The organism is Micromonospora sp. NPDC049102, assembly GCF_043197485.1.
GTDB lineage: Bacteria > Actinomycetota > Actinomycetes > Mycobacteriales > Micromonosporaceae > Micromonospora.
This window is the reverse complement of sequence record NZ_JBICTE010000033.1, coordinates 44,197-68,743: the sequence shown is the minus strand read 5'-3', so window position 1 is coordinate 68,743 and position 24,547 is coordinate 44,197. Positions and strand designations below refer to the sequence as shown.

Below are 24,547 nucleotides of genomic sequence, written 5' to 3'. Positions count from 1 at the left end.
TGATGACAGACCGCTGCCCGGCGCCCCGTTGCGGGGTGCCGGGCAGCGGCGGGGCTCAGAGGCTGATCCGGTCGAACTTCTCCCAGCTACTGATCGACGTACGGTTGGCGATGAGGGGCTTGGTGCCCTTGCTCTCCGCCACCACGTACTTGCCGTTGGCCGCGGCGCGCAGGCTGATCGTGCCGTCCGAGTTCTTGATGATGGTGAACTTCTCCCAGGTGCTGACCTTGGTCCGGTTGGCGATCAGCGGCTTGGCACCCTTGCTCTCCGCGCTCACGTACCGACCGTTGGACCGTGAGCGGAGCGCCACGTAGCTGCCGCCCGCGCTGATCACGTCGAACTGCTCCCACCGGGCGACAGTCGTGCGACTGGCGATCAGCGGCTTGGCACCGGCGCTCTCGGCCACCACGTACCGCTTGTTCGCCCGCGAGCGGAGCGCGACGGGAGGTGCGGCCACCGGTGCGCTGGTGAGCTTGGTGAGAGCCGCGTAGGTGCCGTTGAAGACGTTCTGGCTGTAGTTGCCGGGCTGGCTCGGGTTGCCGGCGGCGTACTGCCAGATGGTCTCCGTGGTCCAACCTGCCGGCAGCGGCGGGCGAGTGGCGGTGTAGCCGGCGATGTCCAACGGGTTCGCGCCGAACGACGCGTTCTTTCCGGTGCAGGGGTTCCAGTAGTTGGTGTTCGTGTAGATCATCGGAGGCCGGCCGATACGTGCCTTGATCTGGTTGGTGAAGGCCTTGATCCAGTTCGACATCTCGGTCGGGGTGAGCCCGTAACAGGTGGGCGCGCCGCTCCAGTAGGGCCATTCGATGTCGACCATCGGCACCAGGGTCTGGCCGTCCTTGGCGAACTTCGCGTTGTCGACGAAGTAGTTGGCCTCGTTGATCGGGTCGCGGCTGTCCGGACGGGTGAAGTGGTAGGCACCGACCAGAAGGCCGGCGTCCTTGGCCGCCGCGTAGTCCTCGGCGAAGTACGGATTGAGGTACGTCCTACCCTCCGTCGCCTTGACGTAGGCGAACTTGACGCCGCTCGCCGCGACCGCGGGCCAGTTGATCGGGCCCAGGTTGTGGTCGTGGCTGGAGACGTCGATGCCCCGGACCGTGTAACCCGCCGGGATGGCGGCGCTCTTGGCCATCGCGCTGCTGCGCGCGCCCGGGGCGATGCCGGCGTTCGCTCGGCCGCCACCGTCGACGGACGGGTCTGCGGCCTGCGCCGGATGCGTGACGCCGAGCGCCGTACCGACCACGAGGCCGGCGGACATCAGCACGCAGAGCAGTCTTCTATGCATGTGAGGTGGGTTTCTCCTGGTCGCTGAGTCGAGGCGTCCGTCGGCGTGGCTGCGGAGCTCGCTACGCCTGCGCGCCGCCGACGGGTGGCTCATCGATATGGGTCCGCAGAGTATCCCTTGTCGGCGGCAGGCCGCGCTGTCCCGGGGGCCGAAATCAGATCATCGGTAGGACGGGTCCAGCCGTACGGTGGAAATCAACTCCGCGTAAAGTTCCGAGCCTTAGCGTGGGGAATTTTCTCCGATTCTCCGTTGTCGTGGCGTCGCTTACTCTATTGTTTCAATCCTCCCCCGAGGGGTATCTGCGCTTTCGCTGAACGCCTGGCAGACGTGAGTGGGAGGTATTGATGAAGGCAGTCGTTTATCACGGCACGGGCGACATCAGGGTAGACGATGTCCCCGAGCCGAAAATTGAACAGCCGACCGACGCCATTGTACGAGTGACGACGGCGGCGATCTGCGGTACCGACCTGCACTTCATCCGCGGCACGATGTCCGAGATGGAGCAGGGCCGCATCCTCGGTCATGAGGGCGTCGGCGTGGTCGAGGAGGTCGGCTCGCAGGTCCGCAGCTTCAAGCCGGGTGATCGCGTACTCATCTCGGCGGTACTTGGTTGTGGCTCCTGCTCCTACTGTCGGCGCGGCTACTTCGCGCAATGCGACGACATCAACCCCTACGGCCCGCGATCCGGCACGGCATCCTTCGGGTCGCCAAAGCCCCAGGGTCCTTTCAACGGTCTGCAGGCCGAGTACGCGCGGGTTCCGTTCGCCCACACCAATCTTTTCCGACTGCCGGACACCGTCACGGACGATCAGGCGATCACCCTGTCCGACATCTACCCGACCGGCTACTTCGGCGCGGTTCTCGCGAACGTGCGGGACGGAAATATCGCCACGGTGTGGGGCTGCGGTCCGGTCGGTCAGTTCGCCGTGGTGTCGGCGTTCCAGCGCGGCGCGTCGCGGGTCATCGCGATCGACGGGCACGCCGACCGTCTGGAGAAGGCGAGACTCCACGGCGCCGAGGTGGTCAACTTCAACGAGGTGGACCCGGTGCAGGCCGTCATGGAGCTGACCGGGGGCATCGGCGCCGACTGCGCGGTGGACGCTGTCGGAGTGGACGCGGAGAGCGCCAAGGCCGGGCCCGCCGCCGAGGGTACGCGCGCGGCCGCCGAGCAGAACCGCAACGAGCAGCGGGAGATCTCCCCCGACGCCAACCAGGACGTGACCGACGGCCGGTGGAAGCCGGGCGACGCCCCCACCCAGGCACAGACCTGGGCTGTCGAGAGCCTCGCCAAGATGGGCACCCTCGGAATCGTGGGCGTCTACCCGGCGAACGACCGCTACTTCCCGATCGGCACCGTGCTGGGCCGCAACCTCACCGTGCAGGCCGGTAACGGCAACCACCCGCGCTACATCCCGAAGCTGTTGGCGATGGTCGAGTCGGGCCGCATCGACCCGGCGACGGTGGTGACGCAGCACGAGCCGGTGACGGACGCGCTCAGCGCGTACCGGGAGTTCGATCTCCGCAGCCCGGGATGGCTCAAGGTCGCATTGCGACCCTGACCGGCTTTTCCACACAACGACAACCAACACGAGCCCAAGGACGGGACGGAAAATGACGGACAAGGCACTGAGCGGGGTCAGGATCGCGGTTCTCGCCACCGACATGGTGGAGACTCCCGAGCTGGTCGAGCCGTGGAACGCACTCAAGGCGGCCGGCGCGGACCTGGAACTGATCTCCAACAAGGGTGGCACGATCCAGCTCTTCAACCACTACGACAAGGGCGACACCTTCCCGGTGGACAAGCAGGTCGGTGAGGTCTCGGCGGCGGACTACGCGGCGCTGGTGCTGCCCGGCGGCGTCGGCAATCCGGACACGATGCGGACGAACCCGACGGCCGTCCAGTTCGTGCGGGACTTCTTCGACGCCGGCAAACCGGTCGCCGCGATCTGCCACGCCCTCTGGCTGCTGGCCGAGGCCGACGTCGCGCGGGGCCGGACGATGACGTCCTGGCCGTCACTGCGTACCGACATGGTCAACGCCGGCGCGACCTGGGTCGACCAGGAGGTCGTCGTCGACGACAACCTGGTGACGAGCCGGAAGCCCGACGACATTCCGGCCTTCAACCCGAAGGTGATCGAACTGTTCGCGGCACGAGCGCGCTGAGGGGCACTGCATGCTCATCATCACCGCGAGGTTCCGGGTACGGCCCGAGGACGCGCAGCAGTGGCCGGAGACGGTCGCCGACCTCACCCGCGCGACCCGTGCCGAGACCGGGTGTCTGTGGTTCGACTGGTCGCGCAGCGTCGACGACCCGAACGAGTACATCCTGATCGAGTCCTACCGGGACGAGGCGGCGGTGAACGCGCATCTGCGATCGGACCACTTCCGGCAGGCTCAGCGGGATCTGCCGCCACGACTGGTCGAGACGGTGCAGACCGTCCGGGCGACCATCGCGCAGGACGGCTGGACACCGTTCCCGGACCTCGCCGTACCTGCCAACAGCTAGCGAACCGGGGCGGGGGCCAGATCGGCTCCCGCCCCGCCGTCGACGGTCACGCCGACACGAGGGGGACTCTTGACCAGGAACACGGCTGGCGGGGAGCACAAACCCGGGGAACTCCGCACGGTGCTGACCGTCGTGGTCGTCGGCATCGTGCTGGCCATGACGTTCGTGGCCTCGTACACCCTGGCACTGGACCGTCCGCCGCCGCAGCGCATCGCCGCGGCGCTCGTCGGTGGCGAGACGAGCGACGGAGCGATCGCCCAACAGCTGAAGTCGAGCATGCGTGGCGCGCTCGAATATCGCAGCTACCCAACCGCCGAAGCGGCCGAACACGCCATCGAGCAGCAGAAGGTCTACGCGGCCCTGATCGCCGAGCCGGGTAGGTCTCGGCTCCTCGTCGCCAGCGCCGCCGGCAACTCCCTCGCTCAGATGCTGCGCAACGCCGCTCTGAAGCTGGACGAGCAGGGCGGACGGAAACTGGTCGTCACCGACGTCCGGCCACTGCCCGACACCGACCGCTCCGGCCTTGCCGCCTTCTACGCGATGATCGCCGCCACCCTGCTCGGCTTCCTCACCGCCCTGCAACTGCGGATGAACGTCGGCCGACTACCGCTGCGGACCTGGCTCTCCATCATCGCCGGACTCGCCGTTATCGGCGGACTGGCGCTGGCGGTCATCGTGGGCCCGGTTCTCGGGGCGCTTCCCGCGTCCCTGCCGGCCCTGTGGGGCACACTGGCCGCCCAGATCGCCGTCACCGGTCTCTTCGGCACGCTGATGGTGATCCTCATCGGCCGATGGGCGGTGGTGCCGACCTGGTTGATCTTCATCGCGATCGGCAACGCGGCGTCGGGCGGTGCCGTGGCGACCGCCCTGCTCCCGCAGCCGTACCGCACCATCAGCGACATCCACCCGAACGGGTGTGTCGTCGCGCTGCTGCAGACCACGTCGTACTTCCCCGAGGCGATCGGCGTACGACCCCTGCTCGTCGAGGCGGTGTGGCTGGTCGGCCTGCTCGGACTCGTCCTGCTCAGCGCCCGCTTGGTGCGCAACGGTCCGCGCTGGAAGTGACGGTGCCCGCAGTGTAGTCCGCCCGCACCCGTCGCGGCAGGTGCGGGCGGTTGTGTGGCGACCGTCAGCCCTGTGGCTGAACTTCGACCTTCAGCCAGCCCTTACGGCGGTGGTCGAAGGCCTCGTACGCCTCGATAATGTCGGCGATGGGCTCGTCCTGCGTGACGATCTTCGTGGGGTCGAGCCGGCCGGCCAGGATGTGATCGAAGATCACCTGCACGTAGCGGCGGTGGTTGCAGATGCCCATTCGGATGGTCAGGTTCTTGTTGATCGCCGTGCCAATGGGGTAGGAGCTGATCGTCGGAGGGTAGACGCCCACGATCGCGATGGTTCCCACCTTCGCGGCGCACTCCACGGCCCACTCCAACACCTGGGCGGGGTTGTCGCCGGCGACCCAGTGGTCGCCGCTCCGGATGGCGTCTGGTGTGGCCGACTTCCGAACCTGGGCGATGGCGGCCGCTTCGTCCTTCCCGGGGACGCCCGGCCCCTGCTGCGGGTGCTGGGCGTCGATACCGACGAGATCGATGACCTTGGCCGCGCCGTCGCCGTCGGTCAGCCGAAGCACCGCGTCGACCACCTTCTCCTCGTCGAAGTTGATGGTGTCCGCGCCCTGCCGCTTCGCGGCTTGGAGCCGCTCGGTCAGGCGGTCAACCGCGATGACCCGCGCTCCCTTGAGTTTTGCCGACGCGATGGCGAGCTGCCCCACCGGTCCGCAGCCGAAGATCAGGACATCGTCGCCCTCCTCGACCTCGGCAAGTTCGGTGCCGAACCAGGCGGTGGTCAAGATGTCACTGACGATGACGGCCTGGTCGTCGGTGATTCCATCCGGAATCGGTACGAGGTTGACATCGGCGTAGAGGACCCGAGCCTTCTCGGCCTGCAGACCGGGAAGATTTCCGGTCGCCACCGGCCCTCCGTAGAAGACGCTGCCCGCCAGCTTGCCGCCAGGGTTGGCCCGGTCGCACTGGGCGTACAACTCACGTCGGCAGAACTTGCACTCGCCGCAGCCAACCGTGGACGGGATGACAACGCGTTGGCCGACCTTGATGTTCTTGACGTCCGAGCCGACGCTCTCGACGACGCCCACACCTTCGTGACCGAGGATCTGACCCTCGTCGAACCCGGTGAAAGTGCCGCGCACGAAGTGCAGGTCCGTTCCGCAGATGGCGGAGCCGGTCAGGCGCACGATCGCGTCGGTAGGGGCCTGCAGGGTCGGCTCCGGGACATCCTCGAGGCGGATGTCACCCACGGCGTGAAATACGACGGCCTTCATGCATCTGCCTCTCTCGGTGTTACCAATAATCCGATATGAGGCTATTACCCAGCATGTGCGTTTTTATCGCCTTTGCGCAGAACGTGCGTCCTTCGCGGTGGACGTGCCGAGAGGAGTGTGACGGTGCGGCCCCGGGCGCACCAGCCCGGGGCCGCACCGCGTCGTCACTGGATGAAACTCCACAGCTGGTCGCGCTGGCCGGGGACGATGTCCCACTGCTCGACCCACTTGCCGTTCCAGGTGCCGTCCGACACCGGTCCCAGGTCGTCGCCGAGGATGTCCAGCGTCTTGCCGGTCGCGTGGTTGCGGATGAACCACTTGCCGCCGCCGGCATCCTGCAGGTACCACTGCTGCGTGGGGTCGGCCGGGTTCAGCTTCACCTGGAGGACCTTCGCGCCGTCCCAGGTTCCGCCGGATTCGAGGCCCAGGGCGTGACCGCTGAAGGTGTTCACGAAGACGATGTAACCGGCCGCCGGGGCCGCCGTCACCTTCCAGTACTGATCAGCCTGGTCCCTCTTCAGCCAGAGCTGGACGTGCGCGCCGACACTCTTGTTGGTGTCCTGGTCCGGCAGCTCGGCCACCGAGTTCGTGTGGTCGTTGAGCAGCTTGTACTTCTGACCCACCCGAAGCCCCGCGATGGTCGCCGGTGGGGCCTGCGGATTGCCGGCGGCCGGGCTGGGTGAGGTGGTGGACGTGCCCTGGCCCTGGGACCCACCGCCGGCCGGGGGAACGGCGCCGGGGCTGGCACCCGTCGGCGTCGGCGTCATCGCCGGGCTCGGGCTCGGGCTCGGGCTCGCGGGCGTCGGCGAACTGCCGGGCTTGGCCGGGCCGCCGCCCAGCCGGGTGTCCTTCTCGTACGCCGAGACGTAGCGCGGCGTCATGTCGGCGAGCTGGGGGACGTTCGCCCTGGGCACCCCACCGGCCGCGCGGACCGCCATGTCGCCCCACTGGAAGGCGGCGAGAGCGAGCCGGTACGGCTCGGCGCCGTTCAGGTCGGTCAGCTGTGCGCCCAGGTCGCACATGGCCATGCCGAGCGCCGGAATGGCGTCGTTCGGGTTCCACACCGAGGCGGACGCCGTGGCACGGTACTGACTCCACAATTCCGGGCTGAACTGGGCGATGCCCTGGTTGCCCTCCGGCGACCGCAGGTTGGCGTCGAACTTCGACGCCGCCATGAGCTGCGCCGCCACCAGTGGTGGCGGGACGGCCGGGCACACCGAGCCGGCCTTGCGGATCGCGGCGACGTAGGCCTCCGGCACGGGGATCGCCGCCGACGGCGAGGACTCTGCGGCCTTGGCGTCGATGCGGAACGGCTGCTGGTCGGCGTACCAGCGCGCGTACGCCTCAAGGCGGTTGACGTAGACGCGGGCGGCGTCCGGGATGCCCTTGGCCCTGGTGACAGCCGCGAGTCCGCTCGTGTCGGCGGCCATGGCCAGCGGCCACAGGTCGCCGGTGAGCCCGGCGGCCCGCAGTCGGCCGGCGGTGTCGCAGGTGTGGTGGGCCAGGGCGTAGATGTTGGCCTCACTGTCGGCCCGGTTCGCGGTCTTCGTCGGGCGCCAGAGCTTCCAGTCGTCGTCGTCGAGACCGGCGACGCCCCGGCTGTCACCCGTGTTGAAGCCCGACGCCATCATGATCTGGGCGGACAGGCGGGACGGGTTCAACGTCGGGCACGACAGGGACGCCGCGACGATCGTCTCGGACAGCGCGGGCGGCACCGGCGCGCCGGCGACCGCCTCCGCGGCCACCGCTGCGGGACCGTCCCCCGCCATCGGCAGAACACCAGCCATGAGGGTAAGGACACCTAACCCGGCGATCGCCGCGTGCCGGCGGCGAAGTCGGGGCAACTGCCATCGGTTGGGTCGAGGACTTCGGTTGAACGGAGTCACTGCTACACACCTTCACGCCACGGTGGTACGGGTCGACGAGGTAACGGCCGGACACTGATGCCGGTTCACGCTTTCGCTTCGTCGCCGAAGAAAGTTCGTCGACATCGTGAACCGGTGGATGACCCACCTCGTCTGGCTGGCGTGGCCGACCGGCGTGCCGGTCGGGCGGCCGCGCGGAGAAGTCCGGGGCGACGACGAAGGTGAATACATGTCCTGCAACACCCGCTCGGCCGGACGCGTCAGCCTGGTCACCGCGATGGTTCTGGCGCTGCTCGGCCTCACCGCGCAGGCGGCGTCCGCCGCCGAGGACGTCAAGTACTACACGGTGACAACGTCGTACGCCGGGAAGCCGGAGAACCTGACGGAGGTCGCCGACCGGTTCCTGGGCAGTGGCTCCCGATCGTCGGAGATCTTCAATCTGAACGCCGGCCGGAAGCAGCCCGACGGCCAGGCCCTGACCGATCCGGCGAAGCTCAACCCCGGTTGGATGCTGATCCTGCCGTGGGACGCGGTCGGCGCCGGCGTGCAGCACGGAGCACTCGGGGACAAGTCACCCGTGACGGTGCCGTCGCCCGGTCCGAGGCCGCAGTCGTCGCCGTCCCCCGGCGCGACGAAGCCCGGCAAGGGCACGACACCGCCGGGTTCGACCACGAAGCCCGGCAAGACCACCAAGCCGGGTACGAAACCGAAGCCGGGCCAGTGCGCGACCGCCTCGACGTCCTCTTCCAAGTCGAACTGGGCCACCCTTCGACTCGCACCCGACCAGGCGTGGCCCACGAGCAAGGGCAACGGTCAACTGGTCGCCGTGATCGACTCCGGCGTCGACGGCAGCCTCCCGCAGTTGGCCGGCCACGTCTCGGAGGGAATGGACATCATCGCCGGGTCGGGTCGGGGCGACACCGACTGCCTGGGCACCGGCACCGGGATGGCCGGGCTCATCGTGAGCCAGGACCGGGGGTCGAGCGGTATCGCTCCCGATGCCACCGTCATGCCCGTCCGGATCACCGACGCCGCCGGCAAGGCCCGCCCCGAGGACAGCGCGTCGGCGATCACGGCGGCCGCCGAGGCGGGCGCGACGGTGATCGCGCTCGGGGCACACGTGGACACCAACGACCCCGGCGTCATCGCAGCGGTCAACGGCGCGGTGGGCAAGGACGTCGTCGTGGTGGCGTGCTCCCCGTTGTCCTCGGTGGTGGTGGCGCAGGACGCCAGGACAAGCCCGGGCCTGCTGCGGGTCGGCGGCATCGGCATGGACGGGCAGTGGGCGGCGGACTACCACCTCGGCCGTATCGACGTGGTGGCGCCCGGTGTCAACATCACCGAGCTCGGCATCACCGGCACCGGTTCGTCGGCACGTTCGGGCACCCAGTACGCGGTGGCGTTCGTTGCCGGTGCCGCGGCGCTGGTACGGGCCGCGTACCCGGATCTGACGGCGCAGCAGGTGGCCCACCGGATCGAGGCGACGGCGCAGAAGATGGGCAGCGGCAAGGTGCCCGACGCCCGGTACGGCTACGGCCTGATCGACCTGGCGGCGTCGGTGACCACACGGCTCCCGGAGGAGGTCACCAAGGCCAAGGTCGGCGGCATGCCGGTGAGCGGCGGTGGGATGACCGATGGACGTACCACTCTGCTCGTGGTCGTGACCCTCCTGGCGCTCGTCGCGGCGGTGATGCTGGTCCTGCGCGTGCGGCGGTTGCTGCGTGAAGACCGTGCCCAGGACGAGGATTCCTTCACCGAACCCAGCCCGGCACGAGGCTGATCCAGGGGTCGGACGTCCCCCTCGGGACATGACGGACGTCCCCTTTCGGGGACGTCCGTCGGTGCGCGGCAACGTCATGACACGTCTGGTGATCACTGGCATGGTGGCCGGGTGCCACATATGTCCTCAGGTCTTCGTGGCCCGGACGAACCCGAGGCCGCCCCGATCGTCCCGTACCAGTCGGCGGCCGCGACCGATGAGAGCGACGAGGAAGCGCTGCGACACCTGGAGCAGGTCCACGGACCGGTGCTGCTCAGCTTCCTGACCCGACTGACGCGCGGCGACGTCCACCGTGCCCAGGACATCGTCCAGGAGGTGCTGCTCAGAGCGTGGCGGCACCCGGGTGCCCGCAACGCGGACGGGCGCTGGAGTCGGGGTTGGCTCCTCACCGTGGCCAAGCGCATCTTCATCGACCAGCTTCGCGCCGCGAACGTGCGCCCCGACGAGCGTTCCGACGAGTTCATCGACACGCACGCGGGGGCGGGCGACGCTTTCGAGCGAATGATCGACGCGCAGGAGGTGCGCGCGGCCCTCAACTCACTTCCGGAGCGGCTGCGGGTCACGCTCGTCGAGGTGTACTTCCAGGAACGGTCCGTGGCCGAAGTCGCCGAACTGCTGGCCGTCCCGCCGGGCACCGTGAAGTCGCGGAGCTTCTACGGGCTCAAGGCGCTCCGTGAGGCGCTCATCGCCCGAGGATTCGTGTTCCGGCCTCCGACGAAAGAACGAATGTCCGACGAACCGTGAACCGCCGCCGTCGCCGCGCCGTCTGGTGAGCGCCGTCTCCTTCCGGACGTTCTAGCCGCAAAGAGTGGATCATGAAAAAGCGTGCAAAGCTGCGGCGCGTGTGGCACCGCCTCCTGGCGACCAGACGCGGACGTGCCGAAATGGGTGCCTTCGGGCTCTCCGTGAGTTCCGAGGACAAGGTGTGGAAGAGCGCTTCCCCGCGGCCCGGCTACGTCACCGACGCGTACGACGGGCTGAGAACCTCGCCCGCCGAGGGTGCCCCGCCGCGACCGGCCGCCGCGCGCCCGGACCGGCAGTGGAGCCGCAGGGACGTCAGCGGCGGCACGGTCTGGATCGCCAACCGGAACTCTGGCATGGTCCTAAAGATCGACGGGGCAGACCAGGTCCCGTCCGGCAGGAACCCCACCCGGAACCGGAATCCGGTCAACCGGTCGGGCAGGCTGACGACGCAGCAGGATCAGAGGCGGCGGCTGCTCGGGTCCTGAGACGGGAAGCTGGGCGGAGAAGAGGGGCGGAGAGCGTGCGGGGCGCTCACATCGAGGAGGAGCAGCTCGTCCTCCACTACCTGGGTGCGCTCGACCCTGGTCGGAGTGATCTGATCCACCGCCACCTCCAGGTGTGCGCGTGCTGCCAGGCCCATGCCGACGAGATCGTCGAGACGGTCGCGGCGCTGGCCCTGCTAGACGAGCCTGATGAGGCAGTTGCCAGCGACGAGGATGTCGACCCGTCCACCCGGCCGGGTGAACGATGAGCGGCGGAGCTGGCAACCCACACGTCACCGAACTGCTCACCCCGTACTACCTCGACGTGCTCGACCGCGTGGAGGGAACGCTGGTGACGGCGCACCTCGACGACTGTGCCGACTGCCGGGACGCCGCCGAGGCCGTGATCGAGACGATCGCGGTGCTGGCACTGCTGCCGGAGAAGGATCGGGAGGAACTGCTCGACAGCTTCGGGGCGCTGAACCGCACCGGCCCACCCCCGGCCCGGTTCGTCGAGTTCCTCGCGCACCAACCGGAGCCGGAGCCCACACCGGGTCTGCGGCGTCGACTCCGGGACCGGGCCGGGCCCGTGGCATCCAAGGTCGCCAGGTCCAGAGCTGCCAGCCCCGAAGCCGCCGCGTCCTTGGCCGCCGAGTCCCCGGGCGACGGGCCTGCGGTCGCCGGCTCCGGAGCCGCCAGGTCCGACAGCCGCCCGTCTGAGCCGCAGCCGCCCGCTCCGGTGGAGCCGCCACCGGTCACCCAGCCACTGGTCGCACGCCCGCTCGCCACGTCACCGCCCGCGCCGAGAAACACCACATCGTCGTCGGCAGCCGCCCCACCGGTGGCCCCTCCGGCCGCTCGGCCGCCGTCCGCGTCGCCGTCCGCGTCGCCGGTCGCCCCGGCCGCCACTTCGGCCCAGGCCGTACCGTTTGCGGCTGCGCCCGCCCCCGATGCCTCGGGCGCGTCAGCCTCGGCCGTGCCGTCCCCTGCTGTGTCAGCCCCTGTAGTGCCAGCCCTTGCTGTGCCAGATGCGGCTGCGCCAGCGTCCGCCCCCGGTGGTGCTCCGGACGCGCCGGTCCCCACTGTGTCCGCGCCGGTCCCGGCCGTGTCGGCCCCGGGTCCGACCGCGCCAGCCCCGGGTCCGACCGCGCCAGCCCCGGGTCCGACCGCGCCAGCCCCGGGTCCGACCGCGCCAGCCCCGGGTCCGACCGCGCCAGCCCCGGGCCCGACCGCGCCAGCCCCGGGCCCGACCGCGCCAGCGCCGGTTCCGGCTTTGCCGGTCCGGGAGGTGCCGGCACCGGAACCGGTGCCTCGCGTCGCGCCCGGGCCGGCCGCGCGTCTGTCGGTCATGCCCGGATCGACCCGGCGGCCGTCCGAGGCGCTCTCCTCCGAGCCGATCCTCCCCACCGCCGAACGCCCGCCTCCGACCCGGTCGGCGGGTCGGGAGGAGCCCGGCCCCGGGAAAGCCGGACCGCTGCGCAGCCAAGGACCGGCTGTCGCGGCCGTCTCCACCGCTCCGGCGGTGGTACGCAACGACCGCAGCCGTCCCGGCGGGGAGGCCCTCGCGGATCGGCCGGGTGCCCCGAGGCGGCGTCGACGCGGTGCGGTGGTGCGCGCCGGTCTGCTGCTCACGACCGCGCTGGCGGTGGCCGGCCTGGCCATCGGAGCCCTGGTGCAGCACGTCGGTCGGGTCACGCCGCCGCTCGCGGTGACCGTGACCGCCGTGGCGGCCGACTCGGCGACGGGCGCTTCGCTGTCCGTGGTGGCCACCGGGCAGGGTGACGGCGTGGACGTCCGGGCCGCCGTCGACGGGCTCGCCAAGGGCACCGGCTATCGCCTGATGGCGGCCACGTCGGACGGCCATGTCTGGCGCGTACTGAGCTGGGAGGCCGACGACACGACGCAGAACGTCAGCGGTCACCTGGCGGTGCCGCTGAGGTCGGTGGCGTCGTTCACCGTGGCCCGGGCCGGCGGCGGCGCGGTCGTCACCGCGGATGTTCCACCGCAAACCGACTAGGTCCAGGTCAGCGCGGGTGCCTCACGCCGCAGGACGGGTAGCACCTCCTCGCCGAGGATGTCGAGCTGCTCCCGGACGACCCGCAGGGGCAGCCCCGCGTGATCGATGAGGAACAGTTGACGCTGGTAGTCACCGGCGTACTCACGAAAGCCGAGCACCCGGTCGATGATCTGCTGGGGGCTGCCCACGATGAGCGGGGTCGTCGCGGTGTACTCCTCCAGTGACGGACCCCCGCCGTAGACGGGTGACCTGTCGAAGTAGGGGCGGAACTCGTCGACCGCGTCCTGCGAGCGGGGACGGACGAAGACCTGGCCGCCGAGTCCGACCACTGCGGGGCCCTTACCGTGTACGGCGCTCCGCTCCCGGTAGTACGCGACGAGCCGACGGGTGTGCTCCGTCGGCCAGAAGATGTGGTTGGCGAAGAAGCCGTCGCCGTACCGGGCGGCCTGCTCGGCGGTCTCCTCGCTGGTGACCGCCGCGTGCCAGACGTACGGCGGGGTGCCGTCGAGCGGACGCGGCAGCGTGGTGTGACCGTGCAGCGGCGTCCGGAAGGTGCCGGACCAGTGCACGTCCTCGGTACGCCAGAGCTGGTGCAGCAGGGCGTAGTTCTCTGCCGCGAGGGCGTGTGAGTCGCGGATCTCCTGGCCGAACAGTGGATAGGCCGAGCGGGAGGCGCCCCGGCCGAGCATCACGTCGAGCCGACCGGCGCAGAGGTGCTGCAACGTCGCGTAGTCCTCGGCCAGCCGTACGGGATCGTTCGTGGTGATCAGAGTGGTGGCCGTGGACAGCAGCAGCCGCGATGTCCGGGCCGCCACGTATCCGAGCAGCGCCACCGGTGACGAGGTCACGTACGCGCCGGTGTGGTGCTCGCCGACGGCGAAGACGTCGAATCCGGCTGCCTCGGCGTGCTCGGCGATGACGGCGACGGCTCGCAGCCGCTCGTGCTCACTGACCGTCCGCCCCTGCGCTGGTTCCGGCGTGAGGTCACCCACGCTGTACACACCGAACTGCATCCGACCTCCCGGTGACCGCGCCGACGACCCCTACAGAACGGGCTTCTGGACCACCCGGTTCACCCGCCGGGCGTGGTCACTCGCAAATTCACGACGAACTCGTGAACCGGGACGGTCGGCCACCCGTCTGGTGAACGGGAATCTTGGAGGTGACCGTGGCTGAGCCGTCCCGCGCCCCCACAGTGGTGATGCCAGAGCCGCAGGGTTCGGGGCCCGCAGCCGCGATCAGTTGGCGTCGGGAGTTCGTCCGCGCCTACGTGGAGCACGCCGGTGATCGCCCGACCAGTGAGCGACTCACCGTGCGCTGGCCAACTCTCGTGACGGTGTCCGCCCTGGTGTGTGTGGGCGCCCTGGTGGTCGGCATCTTCTGGAGTCTGGTCAAGCCGCTGGAGAAGAAACCTCCGGCCCAGGCCGCCCCACCCAACGGAGTGCTCGCCTCGGGTGCGCCCACCACCTGGAGCATGGTGGCCGGCTGGGACTGCGTCGCAGCGCCGGATCACGGATTCGAGGCGGCCGGACGTACCGCGCAGTGGCGGACCGTCGGCACCGGTGGGTGGAACGGCGACAACTGCCACGGTACGTACGCGACGGTGCCGCCTCCGGCGACGAAGCAGACGAAAGCCGGCGTCGAGTCGGTCACGTGGTGGTTCGCGCCGCCGAAGGGCATGAACACCTGCGCCGTCTCGGTCTACGTACCCGAGGGGGACTACAACCCCGCCAACCGGGTCCGGTACGCGATGACGCCGGGGCAGGGCGGAACCCCGTACGCCAACTTCACCTTCGACCAGAAGGCACACGCCGGCACCTGGGCACCGGCCGGCACGTTCCCGGTGCACCAGAACAAGATCGCTGTCGCTCTCGACCTCGCCGGTAGCGCTGGGGCCAAGGGCAGCCGGATCGCGCTCGCCCAGATGAAGGTGGCCTGTGAGACCTGATACCGAAACCCTCGCGCCGATCTCGGCGACGGGCCGGGTGGAACGCGTGTCCACCAGGGGTTGGGGCCGGCACCGCACCATCGGGGCGGCGGTACGTGCCGCCCGGGAGGACACCGTCATCGTGGTGGCGCCGGGCGTCTACCGCGAACAGGTCGTCCTGGACCGCCCGGTCACCCTCCTCGTCGAGGAGGAGGGCGCCGCCGAGCTGACCGCCGCCGAGGGTCCGGCGCTCGTCGTCCGTGGGGGCGCGGCGACCGTACGCGGACTGACTGTCTCCGGCACCCGTGGGGGCCAGGTCGCGGTCAGCGTGACCGGCGGCTCGCTGACCCTGGAGGCGGCCATCGTCAGCGGCGGGACCGTCGAGGTTTCCGGTGGAGCGGCGGCGCTGCTGCGGCAGTGCGCGGTGCAGGACGTCACCGGTACGGGCGTGACGGCGACGGACGGCGCGCGGCTCGGTGCCGTCGACGTGCGGGTGGACCGCATCGACGGGAACGGTGTCGTGCTGACCGGGTCGGCGCGCGGCGAACTGGTGGGCGTGCATTTCGACTCGATCACCGGGGCCGGACTGGTCGTCGGCGGCACCGCCACGGCCGTACTCGATCGGTGTCAGCTCGGCCGGATCGGCGCGGTCGGCGTCGCGATCACCGAGCAGGCCACGGCCCGCCTGACCGACTGCGTGGTACAGGACATCGCGGCCGACGGTGTGCGGGTGACCGGCAGCGCGCCCTTCGACGCGGCCTGGTGGCCGACGGTCAAGCCCGGCATGCTGGCCGGCGCGCAGGTGGGTGATCCCGGGAACGGTGGAGTCACCCTCCAGCGGTGCCGGATCAGCCGCACCGAGGCGGCGGGACTGCTCCTGGAGGGTTCTCCCGAGGTCCGCGTCGACGACACCGACGTGGAGCGGGCCGGGTCGGCGGGGATCCTCGCGACCGGGCAGAGCCGGCTCGCGCTGCACGACGTCCGCGTGGCACACAACGGGCAGACCGCGCTCGCGGTCCGCGACGAGGCCGAGGTACGCGGCTTCTCCGGCGCTCTCACCGACTCGGGCGCGAACGGCATCTACGCGGCGGGTGGTCGGGTCCTGCTGCGGGACTGCGAGATCCGCCGCAGTGCGCTCACTGCGGTTCACCTGGTCGGCGCGACCGAGGCCACGTTCGTCGACTGCGTGGTGGCGGGTACGCCGGAGATCGGCGTCCGGGCCGGTGAGCGGGTTCTGCTGCACGTGCGGGGCGGAGTCGTCGAGGGTGCCGAGCACCATGGGGTGCACGTCGACGGCACGGCCGACGCCGTTCTGCGCGACGTGACAGTCACCGGCGGCACGATAGGCGTACACCTCGACACCCCGCACCGTCCGTTGGTGGAGGACTGTCGAATCAGCGCGGCCGTGCAGACCGGCATCGAGGTGGCGGCGGGCTGCGCGCCGACGCTGATCCGGACCAGGGTGGAGGGTTGCGGTGCGGCCGGTGTGTTCCTCGGCGAGGAGTCCCGCGCGGTGCTGGAGGGCTGCGAGATCACCGAGGTCGGCGGCAGTGGGCTTGCCGTTTGGGCCGAGGCGGCACCCGTTATCCGTGACCTGCGGTTGAGCCACTGCAAGAAGAACGGTCTCTACTTCGGGCCGGACGCGCACGGTCTCGTCATCGACGCCGAGGTGTCGCACACCGCCTACCCGTCCGTGTACGTGGGCAGCGGCGCCGACCCGACACTGCTGCGCTGCCACGTGCACGACGCCGACGAGGACGTCAGCCAGGCCGACGGCGGCCAGGCGACCTTCCAGGAGTGTTGGAGTACCGACGTCGGCAGCGCCACCTGGGGATCCACCCCGGCGGAGCGTTCCGCCCTGACCGTGCCGGCGCTGGCGGCAGGCGGTCAGCGCAGGTCCGTCGGGAAGGTCAATCCGGTTGCATCGGAGGCGGACCTCGACGCCCTGCTCGCGCAACTCGGCGCCCTGGTCGGTCTCACCGGCGTCAAGAAGGACGTCAAGACCATGGTCAAGCTGATGCAGATGGTCCAGCGGCGACGCGCCGCCGGGCTGTCGCCGCCACCGATGTCCCGCCACCTGATCTTCGCCGGCAACCCGGGCACCGGAAAGACCACCGTCGCCCGCCTCTACGGCCAACTACTGGCGGCCATGGGCATGCTCGCCAGCGGGCACCTGGTCGAGGTCGACCGCGGCCAACTGGTGGGCGAGTACGTCGGGCACACCGCGCCCAAGACGGAGGCTGCCTTCCGGCGCGCGTTCGGTGGCGTGCTCTTCATCGACGAGGCGTACGCGCTGGTGCCCGAGGGCCAGGGTTCCGACTTCGGCCAGGAGGCGATCTCGACGCTGGTCAAGCTCATGGAGGACCACCGCGCCGAGGTGGTGGTCATCGTGGCCGGCTACCCCGACCAGATGCGGCACTTCATCGCCGCCAACCCGGGCCTGTCGTCGCGGTTCTCGCGGACGTTGACGTTCGACGACTACACCTCCGACGAACTGGTCGAGATCGTCGAGGCGCAGGCCGGGGAGCACGACTACCGACTGTCTCCGGCCGCCCAGTCGGCGCTACGGTCCTTCTTCGGGGCCACCGGGCGGGGTGAGGGCTTCGGCAACGGGCGGTTCGCGCGCAAGGTGTTCCAGCAGATGACCGAGCAACACGCCGCCCGGGTGTTCGAGCTGATCAACCCGACCGACGAACACCTCAGCACGCTGGAGGCGGACGACCTTGCCGGCATCGACGTCGACTTCCGGGAGTGACCTCGGGTGACCAAACTCGCCTTCCACCGCCCGGCGCGGGTCCTGCAACCCGAACTGCCGAACGACACCGTCGTACTGCCCACCCCGCCCGAGCCGCCCACCGAGAACCCGTCGAACACGGCGTGGAGCCTCGTCCTGCCGCTGCTGTCCAGCGTCGGCATGGCCGCGTACATGGTCACGTTCGGGCGACCCGCGCTGATCATCATCGGCGTGCTCTTCTTCGTGACGTCCGTCGGCGCGGTCGTCGCCATGCGGATGCAGCAGCGCAGCGTGGCCGGCAAGACCACCCGGCGCCAGCGGCTGCGCTACCGGGGCCACCTCAAACTGTCCCGGGACCGCGCCCGGCAGGTGGCCGCCGTCCAGCGCACGGTGGCGGCGTTCGGCAATCCTGAGCCGGCCCGGCTCTGGTCGATCGCCACCACCCGACAGCGAATCTGGGAGCGCCGCCAGCAGGATGACGACTTCCTGCGTACGCGGCTCGGCTGCGGTTCGGTGCGGCTCGCCACGCCCTTGCAGATGGACGCCAAGATGGACCCGCTGGCCGACTACGACTGGGAGTCGGCGCAGGCGGCGCGCACCCTGATCGACCAGATGGGGCGGGTGGAACGCCAGCCGATGGTGGTGGATGTCGGCAACGCCGGGGTGATCAGCCTCGTCGGTGGCGCCGCCCGCACCGAACCACTGTTGCGTGCTCTGCTCTGCCAGGTGGCAGTGCTGCACGCTCCCGACGACGTCACCATCGCCGTCGAGACGTTCGGCGCTCCCCGCTGGAACTGGGCCAAGTGGCTGCCGCACACGTTCGAGCCGAAGACCCGCGGTGAGGCGGGCACCGTGTCGCTGATCGCCCCCGACCCCGAGCTGCTGGGTCCGTACCTCACCCAGGAACTGGCCCAGCGGATCGAGGCCCAGACCGCCCGCAGGTCCCAACTGGCCGGCGAGCGCGGCAGCGCGCCTCGGCAGCGCCGGCTCATCGTGGTGTTCACCGGATTCGCACCCGTCTCCGAGTGGGGACGCTCGGAGCTGATGAACGCGCTGCTGCTGGCGGCCGGGCCGGAGACCGGCGTCACGCTGATCTTCCTGGCGGACCGGGACGCCGACGAGCCCGGTCGCGTCGACCTGCGGGTACGCGTCGACGACAACGGTCACCTGGCCGTCGAGGGCCGTACCGAACTGGTAACCACGCCCGCGGTCGACTGCGTGCCGGACGCGGTGACCCCCGAGTTCGCCGAGCTGATCGCCCGAGCGCTGGCTCCGCTGCGGCTGTCCGACGAGCGCGAGCAGGTGTTGACCCGGACCAGGTCGCTGACCGAGATGGTGCTCGGCGCAGACCCGGTGAGCGCGGACCTGACCGGTCGGTGGGTCGCCCCGGGAGACCCCCGGATGCTGCGGGCGCCGATCGGCACCGACGGCGACGGTCGGACCGTCGTACTCGACATCAAGGAGTCGGCGCAGGGCGGGTCCGGTCCACACGGCCTCATCGTGGGCGCGACCGGTTCCGGTAAGAGCGAGCTGCTGCGCACCCTGACCATGGGCCTTGCGTTGACCCACTCGCCGGAGCTGCTGAGCTTCGTACTCGTCGACTTCAAGGGCGGCGCCGCGTTCGCCCCGCTGGTCGGACTGCCACACGTCGCCGGGCTGATCACCAACCTGGCCGACGACGCCGCGATGATCGACCGGGTGTTCGCCGCGCTCATGGGCGAGCAGCAGCGACGTCAACGCATGCTGCGCGACGCGGGCAACGTCGACACCATCCGCGAGTACCAGATGCGCCGTGCCAGCGGCGTCACCGACCCGCAGGGTCGGCCCCTGGAGCCGCTGCCCTACCTGCTCATCGTCGTGGACGAGTTCGGTGAACTGCTCGCCGGGCGGCCCGACTTCACCGAACTGTTCGTCCAGATCGGGCGGGTCGGCCGGTCACTCGGCATGCACCTGCTGCTGGCCACCCAGCGACTGGAGGAGGGGCGGCTGCGCGGGCTCGACTCGCACCTGTCGTACCGGATCTGCCTGCGTACCTTCAGCGCGGCCGAGTCGCGGACGGTGATCGGGACGCCGGACGCGTACAAGCTGCCGCCGATCCCGGGCTCCGCCTACCTGAAGGTCGACGAGTCGATCTACCAGCGGCTGCGGGTTGCCCATGTCTCCTCGCCGTTCGTCAGCCCCGAGGAGCGGGATGCGGCTGCCGGTCGTGGTCCGACGCTCGCGCCGTTCGGGATTCGCACGGCGTCCGAGGTCATCGAGCGGGAGCCCGACGAGAACCAGGCGACCAACCGCAGCGGCCCCACCGAGTTGCAGATCATCGTCGAGCGGCTCAGCTCACTGACCGCGCCCGCCCACCAGGTGTGGCTGCCGCCGCTGCCGCCCGCGCTCGCGCTCGACCACCTCATCGGCCGCCCCACCGACCAGCCGGACCGGGGGTACAGCGCGCGCATGTGGCCGCTGACCGGTCAACTCTCCGTCGCGTTGGGCCTGCTCGACCTGCCGCTCAAGCAGGAACACGAAACGTTGCTCATGGACTTCGGCGGGGCGCACGGTCATCTCGCCGCCGTCGGCGCACCGCGTACCGGCCGCAGCACCCTGCTGCGCACGATCATGATGTCGACGATGCTCACCCATACCCCGGCCGAGGCCCAGTTCTACTGCATCGACTTCGGTGGCGGCACGCTGCATCCGTTCGCGGCGGCGCCGCACGTCGGTTCGGTCGCCGGACGTACCGACCTCGAACTGGTGAGCCGCACCCTCGCCGAGATGCGGGCACTGATCGTCGAACGGGAGCGCCTACTGCGCGAGTTGGGCGTCGACTCGATCGGGGACTTCCGGGAACGCCGCGCCGCCGGCGGACTGCCCGCCGGAGTACGCGGGGCCGACATCTTCCTGCTCATCGACAACTGGGGCGCCCTGCGCGCCGAGTTCGAGGGAGCCGAGCAGATCGTCACCGAGATCGCCGCACGCGGCCTCGGCGCCGGCGTGCACGTCGTGCTCACCACCGGCCGCTGGAACGACATCCGGCCGGCCCTGCGCGACAGCATCGGCACCCGCATCGAGCTGCGACTCAACGACCCCACCGAGTCCGAGGTCAACCGGCGGATGGCCGCCCGCGTGCCGTCCGGGACGGCCGGTCGCGGTCTCAGTGCCCCCGGCGCGTACTTCCAGATCGTGCTACCCCGCCTCGACGGGCAGGACACCGCCGAGGGCCTGCGCGAGGCCCAGGAGGAGACGATCGCAAAGATCACCGCAGGATGGACCGGCCGGGTCGCGCCCCCGGTCAAGCTGCTCCCCCACCGGGTGGAGGTGCGTGAGCTGGCCACCGACCCCGCCAGCGCCGCCGTCCCCATCGGTCTCGCAGAGGACGACCTGGGAACCGTCACCCTCGACCTCCTGGGGGACAACCCCCACTTCCTGGTGTACGGCGACGCCGGATCCGGCAAGAGCACAGTGCTCAAGACATGGCTCACCGGTCTCACCGAGCGCTCCTCCCCGTACGACATGCGGGTCGTCCTCTTCGACTACCGGCACACCCTGCTCGACGTCGTACCCGAGGACTACCTCGGCGCGTACGCGGGCGACGCCACCACCGCGCAGGTCTACGTGCAGCAGGTCGTCGAGAAGCTCAAGGAACGCGTACCCCCGCCGGGCATCAGCCAGGCCCAACTGAAGGCCCGCGACTGGTGGGAGGGCACCGAGCTGTACGTCGTCGCCGACGACTACGACCTGCTCACCGGCACGTCCGGGCCGCTCAACCCGCTGGCCGCGTACATACCGCAGGCTCGCGAGGTCGGCCTGCACGTCGTGCTGGCCCGACGGGTCGCCGGCATGTCCCGCACCATGGGCGATCCGCTCGGCGCCCGCATCCGCGACATGGGCACCGGCGGACTGATCCTCTCCGGTGACCACCGCGAAGGGGTGGTGCTCGGCGACGAACGTGCCGCCCAGCGTCCACCCGGCCGAGGCGTCCTGGTCGAGCGGGGACGTCCCCGCCGGCTCATCCAGGTCGCCACGAGCGTCTGACAACCCGTACCCGAAAGGCGTCTTCAATGGCGAACGAGCAGAGCCGCATCACGGTCGTGGGACAACTGCGCCGGGTCGACATCGCCGTGCCGTCCACCGCTCCCATCGGCGAGTACGCGCCACAGCTGGCAGAGCTGTGCGGGCAGGCCGAGCCGGACGTGATGCCGGCCGCCTGGTCGTTGGCCGGTGTCGATGGGCAGGCGTACCCGCTCGACGCCAGCCTCCAGGACCTTGACGTGGTCGACGGTCAGGTGCTCTACCTACGTGACGTCACCCGGGAACCCGGCGAGGCGCCCGTGGTCATGGACATCGACGAGGTCGTCGCCGACGAGTCGGCCGCCCAGCGCCGCACCCGGGCGGGTGGAGGCCCGGTGGTGCTCGCCTTCGGCCTCGCGTGGCTCGCCGCCGCAGCGGTCCTCGTCGGTCGGGCAAGCGGACTGCGCGTCCCGTCCGTCACGGTCATCGTCCTGGTCCTGGTCGCGCTGGCGCTTCTCGGAGTCGCCTGGGGCCTGCAACAGAAGCCCAGCACCATGCCCGAGGCGTTCGTCCACCTCGTGGTGCTCGGCACCCTGCCGTGCCTGACCGTCGCCGGCCTGCTCGTCGGAGGCGGCCTGGGCGGCCCGGACTACCGCTGGATCGGTGCCATCGCCGGCGCGAACCTCGCCGCGCTCATGGGACTGGCGCTCGTACCCAGCGTGGTCGTCGCCGCCGTCGAGGTCCAGTTGTTCGTGGCGGCCGTCGTCGCGCTGCTCCTCCTCGGCCTGGAGGCCGACCGGAACCAGGCCATGGCCCTCGTCGCCGCCGTGGCCGTGGCCATGCTCGCGGGTTCGCGCCGCACGTCGGCGATGCTGACGTCCTGGGGAGTACGCCGCCCCCGTGGGCGCACCGCGGCTGCCGAAGCCACCACCCACCTCGTACGCGAGTCGAACCGCTTCCTGGCCGTCGTCGTGGCCGGGCCGACCGTCGCCCTGGCTCTCGCCCTGCCCCCGCTCGCGGTCTCCGGCGAAGGGTTCTCCGTCGCCACGGCGATCGTCATCAGCGCGGCCCTGCTCGCCCGCGCCCGGCAGGCCGCCGTCACCAGTGAACTGCTCGCCGCCGCCGGTGCGGGTCTCATCGGGCTGTTCGCGCTGATCGTGGGTGTGAGCCGGGCCGGCGCCGCCGACGTACTCGTCGCGGCCCTGCTGCTCGTCGCCGGCCTGCTCGTCGTCGGCGTCGGTGTGGCGATGGCCTACCTGATTCCCCCGAAGGACGATCAGACCGACGAGGCCACGGTGCAGGCACCGCGCAAACGCAGCCGGGCCGAGGCCGTCGGCGTCGTCACCGGGCTCGCCATCGCGCCGCTGACGCTGGGCGTGCTGGGCGTGTTCGAGCACCTGGTCGCGGTCGGCCGCGCACTGTTCTGAGGTCAGGCGGCGGGGTTGCGGCGGGTACGGGACAGGTGGCCCATCTCGATGGCCATCCGGGTCAGCTCGGCCTTGTTGCTCACGTTCAACTTGGCGCGGATACGCTTCGCGTAGGTGTTGACGGTGGCCTGCGACAGGCCCATCCGGGTGGCGATCTGCGCGTGGGTGAAGCCCGAGGCGATCCACCGCAGCGTCTCCACCTCCCGTGGCGCCAGCCCGCTGCGGTCCTCGTCGCCGCGGCTGTTCAGCTCCATCTGAAACTGACCGATCATGCGCGGGCACAGGTAGAAACCCTGCTGAGCGGTCACCCGAATAGCCTCGCGCACGTCACGCTGCTCCGCCTGCCGGCTGATGCAACCGCGCGCCCCCGCGCGGATCGTCGCCAGCAGCGACGGGGAGCCCTCCCACACCGAACTCACCAGCGGCGCCCCGATCGACGTCAGCTTGGCCACGTCGTCAAGCGTGGAAGCGGTGACCTGCGGCAGGTCGAGCGCGACGACGTCGTACGACCCGCCGCGGTTGTACAGGTCTCGCAGGGAACCAACTGCCGCCGCCACCCGCAGTCCCGGGTCGTCCGAGGTCAGCTTCTCGATGCCGGCGCGTGCGATGGGCTGTGCAGCGACGATCGCAACTGAATACACGAGTACCTCCAGGGCCTCAACCCGGGCGGACCGGGGTGAACGGCTCCTAGAACGTGTCGCCTGCGGCACCGGTTCACGGACGGTCGGATTTCCCCGGAGATCTCACGCACGTCCCTGAACGGAGGATTTCCGGCGCTCCCATGCCCGCTCCTAGCCTCGGTGGAGACTGCCATCCGACGCCCCGACCAGGAGGCCGAGTGCTGACCGAGAAGCTCTCTGACGGATCGGTTGTCTCGTACGACGATGACGGTCACGTCTCGTCGCAGGAGTTGCCGGACGGCACGGTGTTCAGTGCTTTCACCGATGATGGTCCGACGCATGTGGTGTTGCCTGATGGTAAGGGTGTCGCGTCGATCGCGTATGCGGCTGATGGCAGTACGTGGTCGTTCGATGATGGTTCGCGGGTGTTGTATGACGGTTCGAATCATCTGACGTCGCAGGTGGCGGTGGATGGCTCGGTGTTTAGTGCCTTTACCGATGATGGTCCGACGCATGTGGTGTTGCCTGATGGTAAGGGTGTCGCGTCGATTGCGTATGCGGCTGATGGCAGTACGTGGTCGTTCGATGATGGTTCGCGGGTGTTGTATGACGGTTCGAATCATCTGACGTCGCAGGTGGCGGTGGATGGCTCGGTGTTTAGTGCTTTCACCGATGATGGTCCGACGCATGTGGTGTTGCCTGATGGTAAGGGTGTCGCGTCGATCGCGTATGCGGCTGATGGCAGTACGTGGTCGTTCGATGATGGTTCGCGGGTGTTGTATGACGGTTCGAATCATCTGACGTCGCAGGTGGCGGTGGA

19 protein-coding genes are annotated in these 24,547 nt (G+C 70.0%); 13 read left to right on the top strand and 6 right to left on the bottom strand.

What is annotated here, in order from left to right:
- Positions 1 to 55: 55 nt before the first annotated feature.
- The gene (locus ACGFH9_RS25625) at positions 56 to 1,285 is read right to left on the bottom strand and encodes a GH25 family lysozyme (protein ID WP_393223873.1); all 1,230 of its coding nucleotides are present in this window, start codon (positions 1,283 to 1,285) and stop codon (positions 56 to 58) included.
- A 344-nt stretch (positions 1,286 to 1,629) separates the two neighbouring features.
- Between ACGFH9_RS25625 and ACGFH9_RS25620 the strand changes: the two genes are divergently transcribed.
- The 4 genes from ACGFH9_RS25620 (at position 1,630) to ACGFH9_RS25605 (ending at position 4,856) form a co-directional block, all read left to right on the top strand.
- Entirely contained in the window at positions 1,630 to 2,844 is a 1,215-nt protein-coding gene (locus tag ACGFH9_RS25620) for an alcohol dehydrogenase catalytic domain-containing protein (RefSeq protein WP_393223870.1), read from the top strand.
- Positions 2,845 to 2,896: 52 nt separating this feature from the next.
- Positions 2,897 to 3,448, top strand: a complete 552-nt coding sequence (locus ACGFH9_RS25615; RefSeq protein WP_355240602.1) for a type 1 glutamine amidotransferase domain-containing protein — start codon at positions 2,897 to 2,899, stop codon at positions 3,446 to 3,448.
- Between the two features lie 10 nt (positions 3,449 to 3,458).
- Positions 3,459 to 3,791 carry a putative quinol monooxygenase gene (locus ACGFH9_RS25610; protein ID WP_355240605.1) on the top strand — a complete coding sequence of 111 codons (333 nt, stop codon included), beginning with the start codon at positions 3,459 to 3,461 and terminating at the stop codon, positions 3,789 to 3,791.
- A 69-nt stretch (positions 3,792 to 3,860) separates the two neighbouring features.
- Positions 3,861 to 4,856, top strand: a complete 996-nt coding sequence (locus tag ACGFH9_RS25605) for a hypothetical protein (protein WP_393223865.1) — start codon at positions 3,861 to 3,863, stop codon at positions 4,854 to 4,856.
- Positions 4,857 to 4,920: 64 nt separating this feature from the next.
- Here the strand turns inward: ACGFH9_RS25605 and ACGFH9_RS25600 are convergent, their stop codons facing one another.
- Both ACGFH9_RS25600 and ACGFH9_RS25595 read right to left on the bottom strand, forming a co-directional pair.
- Positions 4,921 to 6,129, bottom strand: coding sequence for an alcohol dehydrogenase catalytic domain-containing protein (locus tag ACGFH9_RS25600; protein WP_393223862.1), 1,209 nt, complete (start codon positions 6,127 to 6,129; stop codon positions 4,921 to 4,923).
- Between the two features lie 164 nt (positions 6,130 to 6,293).
- On the bottom strand, positions 6,294 to 7,916 hold the full coding sequence (locus tag ACGFH9_RS25595; RefSeq protein WP_393223859.1) for an RICIN domain-containing protein: 1,623 nt from the start codon (positions 7,914 to 7,916) through the stop codon (positions 6,294 to 6,296).
- A gap of 307 nt (positions 7,917 to 8,223) precedes the next feature.
- Between ACGFH9_RS25595 and ACGFH9_RS25590 the strand changes: the two genes are divergently transcribed.
- Together ACGFH9_RS25590 and ACGFH9_RS25585 are read left to right on the top strand one after the other, a co-directional pair.
- Positions 8,224 to 9,774: a S8 family serine peptidase gene (locus ACGFH9_RS25590; RefSeq protein WP_393223856.1), complete on the top strand. Its 1,551-nt coding sequence runs from the start codon at positions 8,224 to 8,226 to the stop codon at positions 9,772 to 9,774.
- Positions 9,775 to 9,894: 120 nt separating this feature from the next.
- The gene (locus ACGFH9_RS25585) at positions 9,895 to 10,518 is read left to right on the top strand and encodes a sigma-70 family RNA polymerase sigma factor (RefSeq protein WP_393223853.1); all 624 of its coding nucleotides are present in this window, start codon (positions 9,895 to 9,897) and stop codon (positions 10,516 to 10,518) included.
- 208 nt (positions 10,519 to 10,726) lie between these two features.
- Here ACGFH9_RS25585 and ACGFH9_RS25580 read toward each other — a convergent pair whose 3' ends face one another.
- Positions 10,727 to 10,873 carry a hypothetical protein gene (locus tag ACGFH9_RS25580; protein WP_393223850.1) on the bottom strand — a complete coding sequence of 49 codons (147 nt, stop codon included), beginning with the start codon at positions 10,871 to 10,873 and terminating at the stop codon, positions 10,727 to 10,729.
- Between the two features lie 165 nt (positions 10,874 to 11,038).
- Between ACGFH9_RS25580 and ACGFH9_RS25575 the strand changes: the two genes are divergently transcribed.
- Both ACGFH9_RS25575 and ACGFH9_RS25570 read left to right on the top strand, forming a co-directional pair.
- A complete protein-coding gene (locus ACGFH9_RS25575; protein WP_393223848.1) occupies positions 11,039 to 11,269 on the top strand; it encodes a hypothetical protein in 231 nt (76 codons plus the stop codon).
- A 1,079-nt stretch (positions 11,270 to 12,348) separates the two neighbouring features.
- Positions 12,349 to 13,017, top strand: a complete 669-nt coding sequence (locus tag ACGFH9_RS25570) for a hypothetical protein (RefSeq protein WP_393223844.1) — start codon at positions 12,349 to 12,351, stop codon at positions 13,015 to 13,017.
- On the opposite strand, the gene ACGFH9_RS25565 is transcribed toward ACGFH9_RS25570, so the two are convergent.
- Positions 13,014 to 14,030: a CE1758 family FMN-dependent luciferase-like monooxygenase gene (locus ACGFH9_RS25565; protein ID WP_393223841.1), complete on the bottom strand. Its 1,017-nt coding sequence runs from the start codon at positions 14,028 to 14,030 to the stop codon at positions 13,014 to 13,016. The two genes, ACGFH9_RS25570 and ACGFH9_RS25565, sit on opposite strands and share 4 nt — an antisense overlap.
- A gap of 155 nt (positions 14,031 to 14,185) precedes the next feature.
- Between ACGFH9_RS25565 and ACGFH9_RS25560 the strand changes: the two genes are divergently transcribed.
- Genes ACGFH9_RS25560 through ACGFH9_RS25545 form a run of 4 tightly spaced genes read left to right on the top strand, consistent with a single transcriptional unit; the run spans position 14,186 to position 23,107 of the window.
- On the top strand, positions 14,186 to 14,965 hold the full coding sequence (locus ACGFH9_RS25560) for a hypothetical protein (protein ID WP_393223838.1): 780 nt from the start codon (positions 14,186 to 14,188) through the stop codon (positions 14,963 to 14,965).
- A complete protein-coding gene (locus ACGFH9_RS25555; RefSeq protein WP_393223835.1) occupies positions 14,955 to 17,699 on the top strand; it encodes a right-handed parallel beta-helix repeat-containing protein in 2,745 nt (914 codons plus the stop codon). Before ACGFH9_RS25560 ends, ACGFH9_RS25555 begins: the two co-directional genes overlap by 11 nt.
- Positions 17,700 to 17,705: 6 nt before the next feature.
- Complete coding sequence (eccCb, locus tag ACGFH9_RS25550) at positions 17,706 to 21,704, top strand: type VII secretion protein EccCb (protein ID WP_393223832.1); 3,999 nt, start codon at positions 17,706 to 17,708, stop codon at positions 21,702 to 21,704.
- A gap of 26 nt (positions 21,705 to 21,730) precedes the next feature.
- Complete coding sequence (locus tag ACGFH9_RS25545) at positions 21,731 to 23,107, top strand: EsaB/YukD family protein (RefSeq protein WP_393223829.1); 1,377 nt, start codon at positions 21,731 to 21,733, stop codon at positions 23,105 to 23,107.
- A 2-nt stretch (positions 23,108 to 23,109) separates the two neighbouring features.
- On the opposite strand, the gene ACGFH9_RS25540 is transcribed toward ACGFH9_RS25545, so the two are convergent.
- Entirely contained in the window at positions 23,110 to 23,817 is a 708-nt protein-coding gene (locus ACGFH9_RS25540) for a DNA-binding response regulator (RefSeq protein WP_393223826.1), read from the bottom strand.
- Positions 23,818 to 23,945: 128 nt separating this feature from the next.
- Here ACGFH9_RS25540 and ACGFH9_RS25535 point away from each other — a divergent pair.
- Positions 23,946 to 24,547: hypothetical protein (locus ACGFH9_RS25535; RefSeq protein WP_393223823.1), on the top strand; the 602-nt coding region annotated here is incomplete at its 3' end.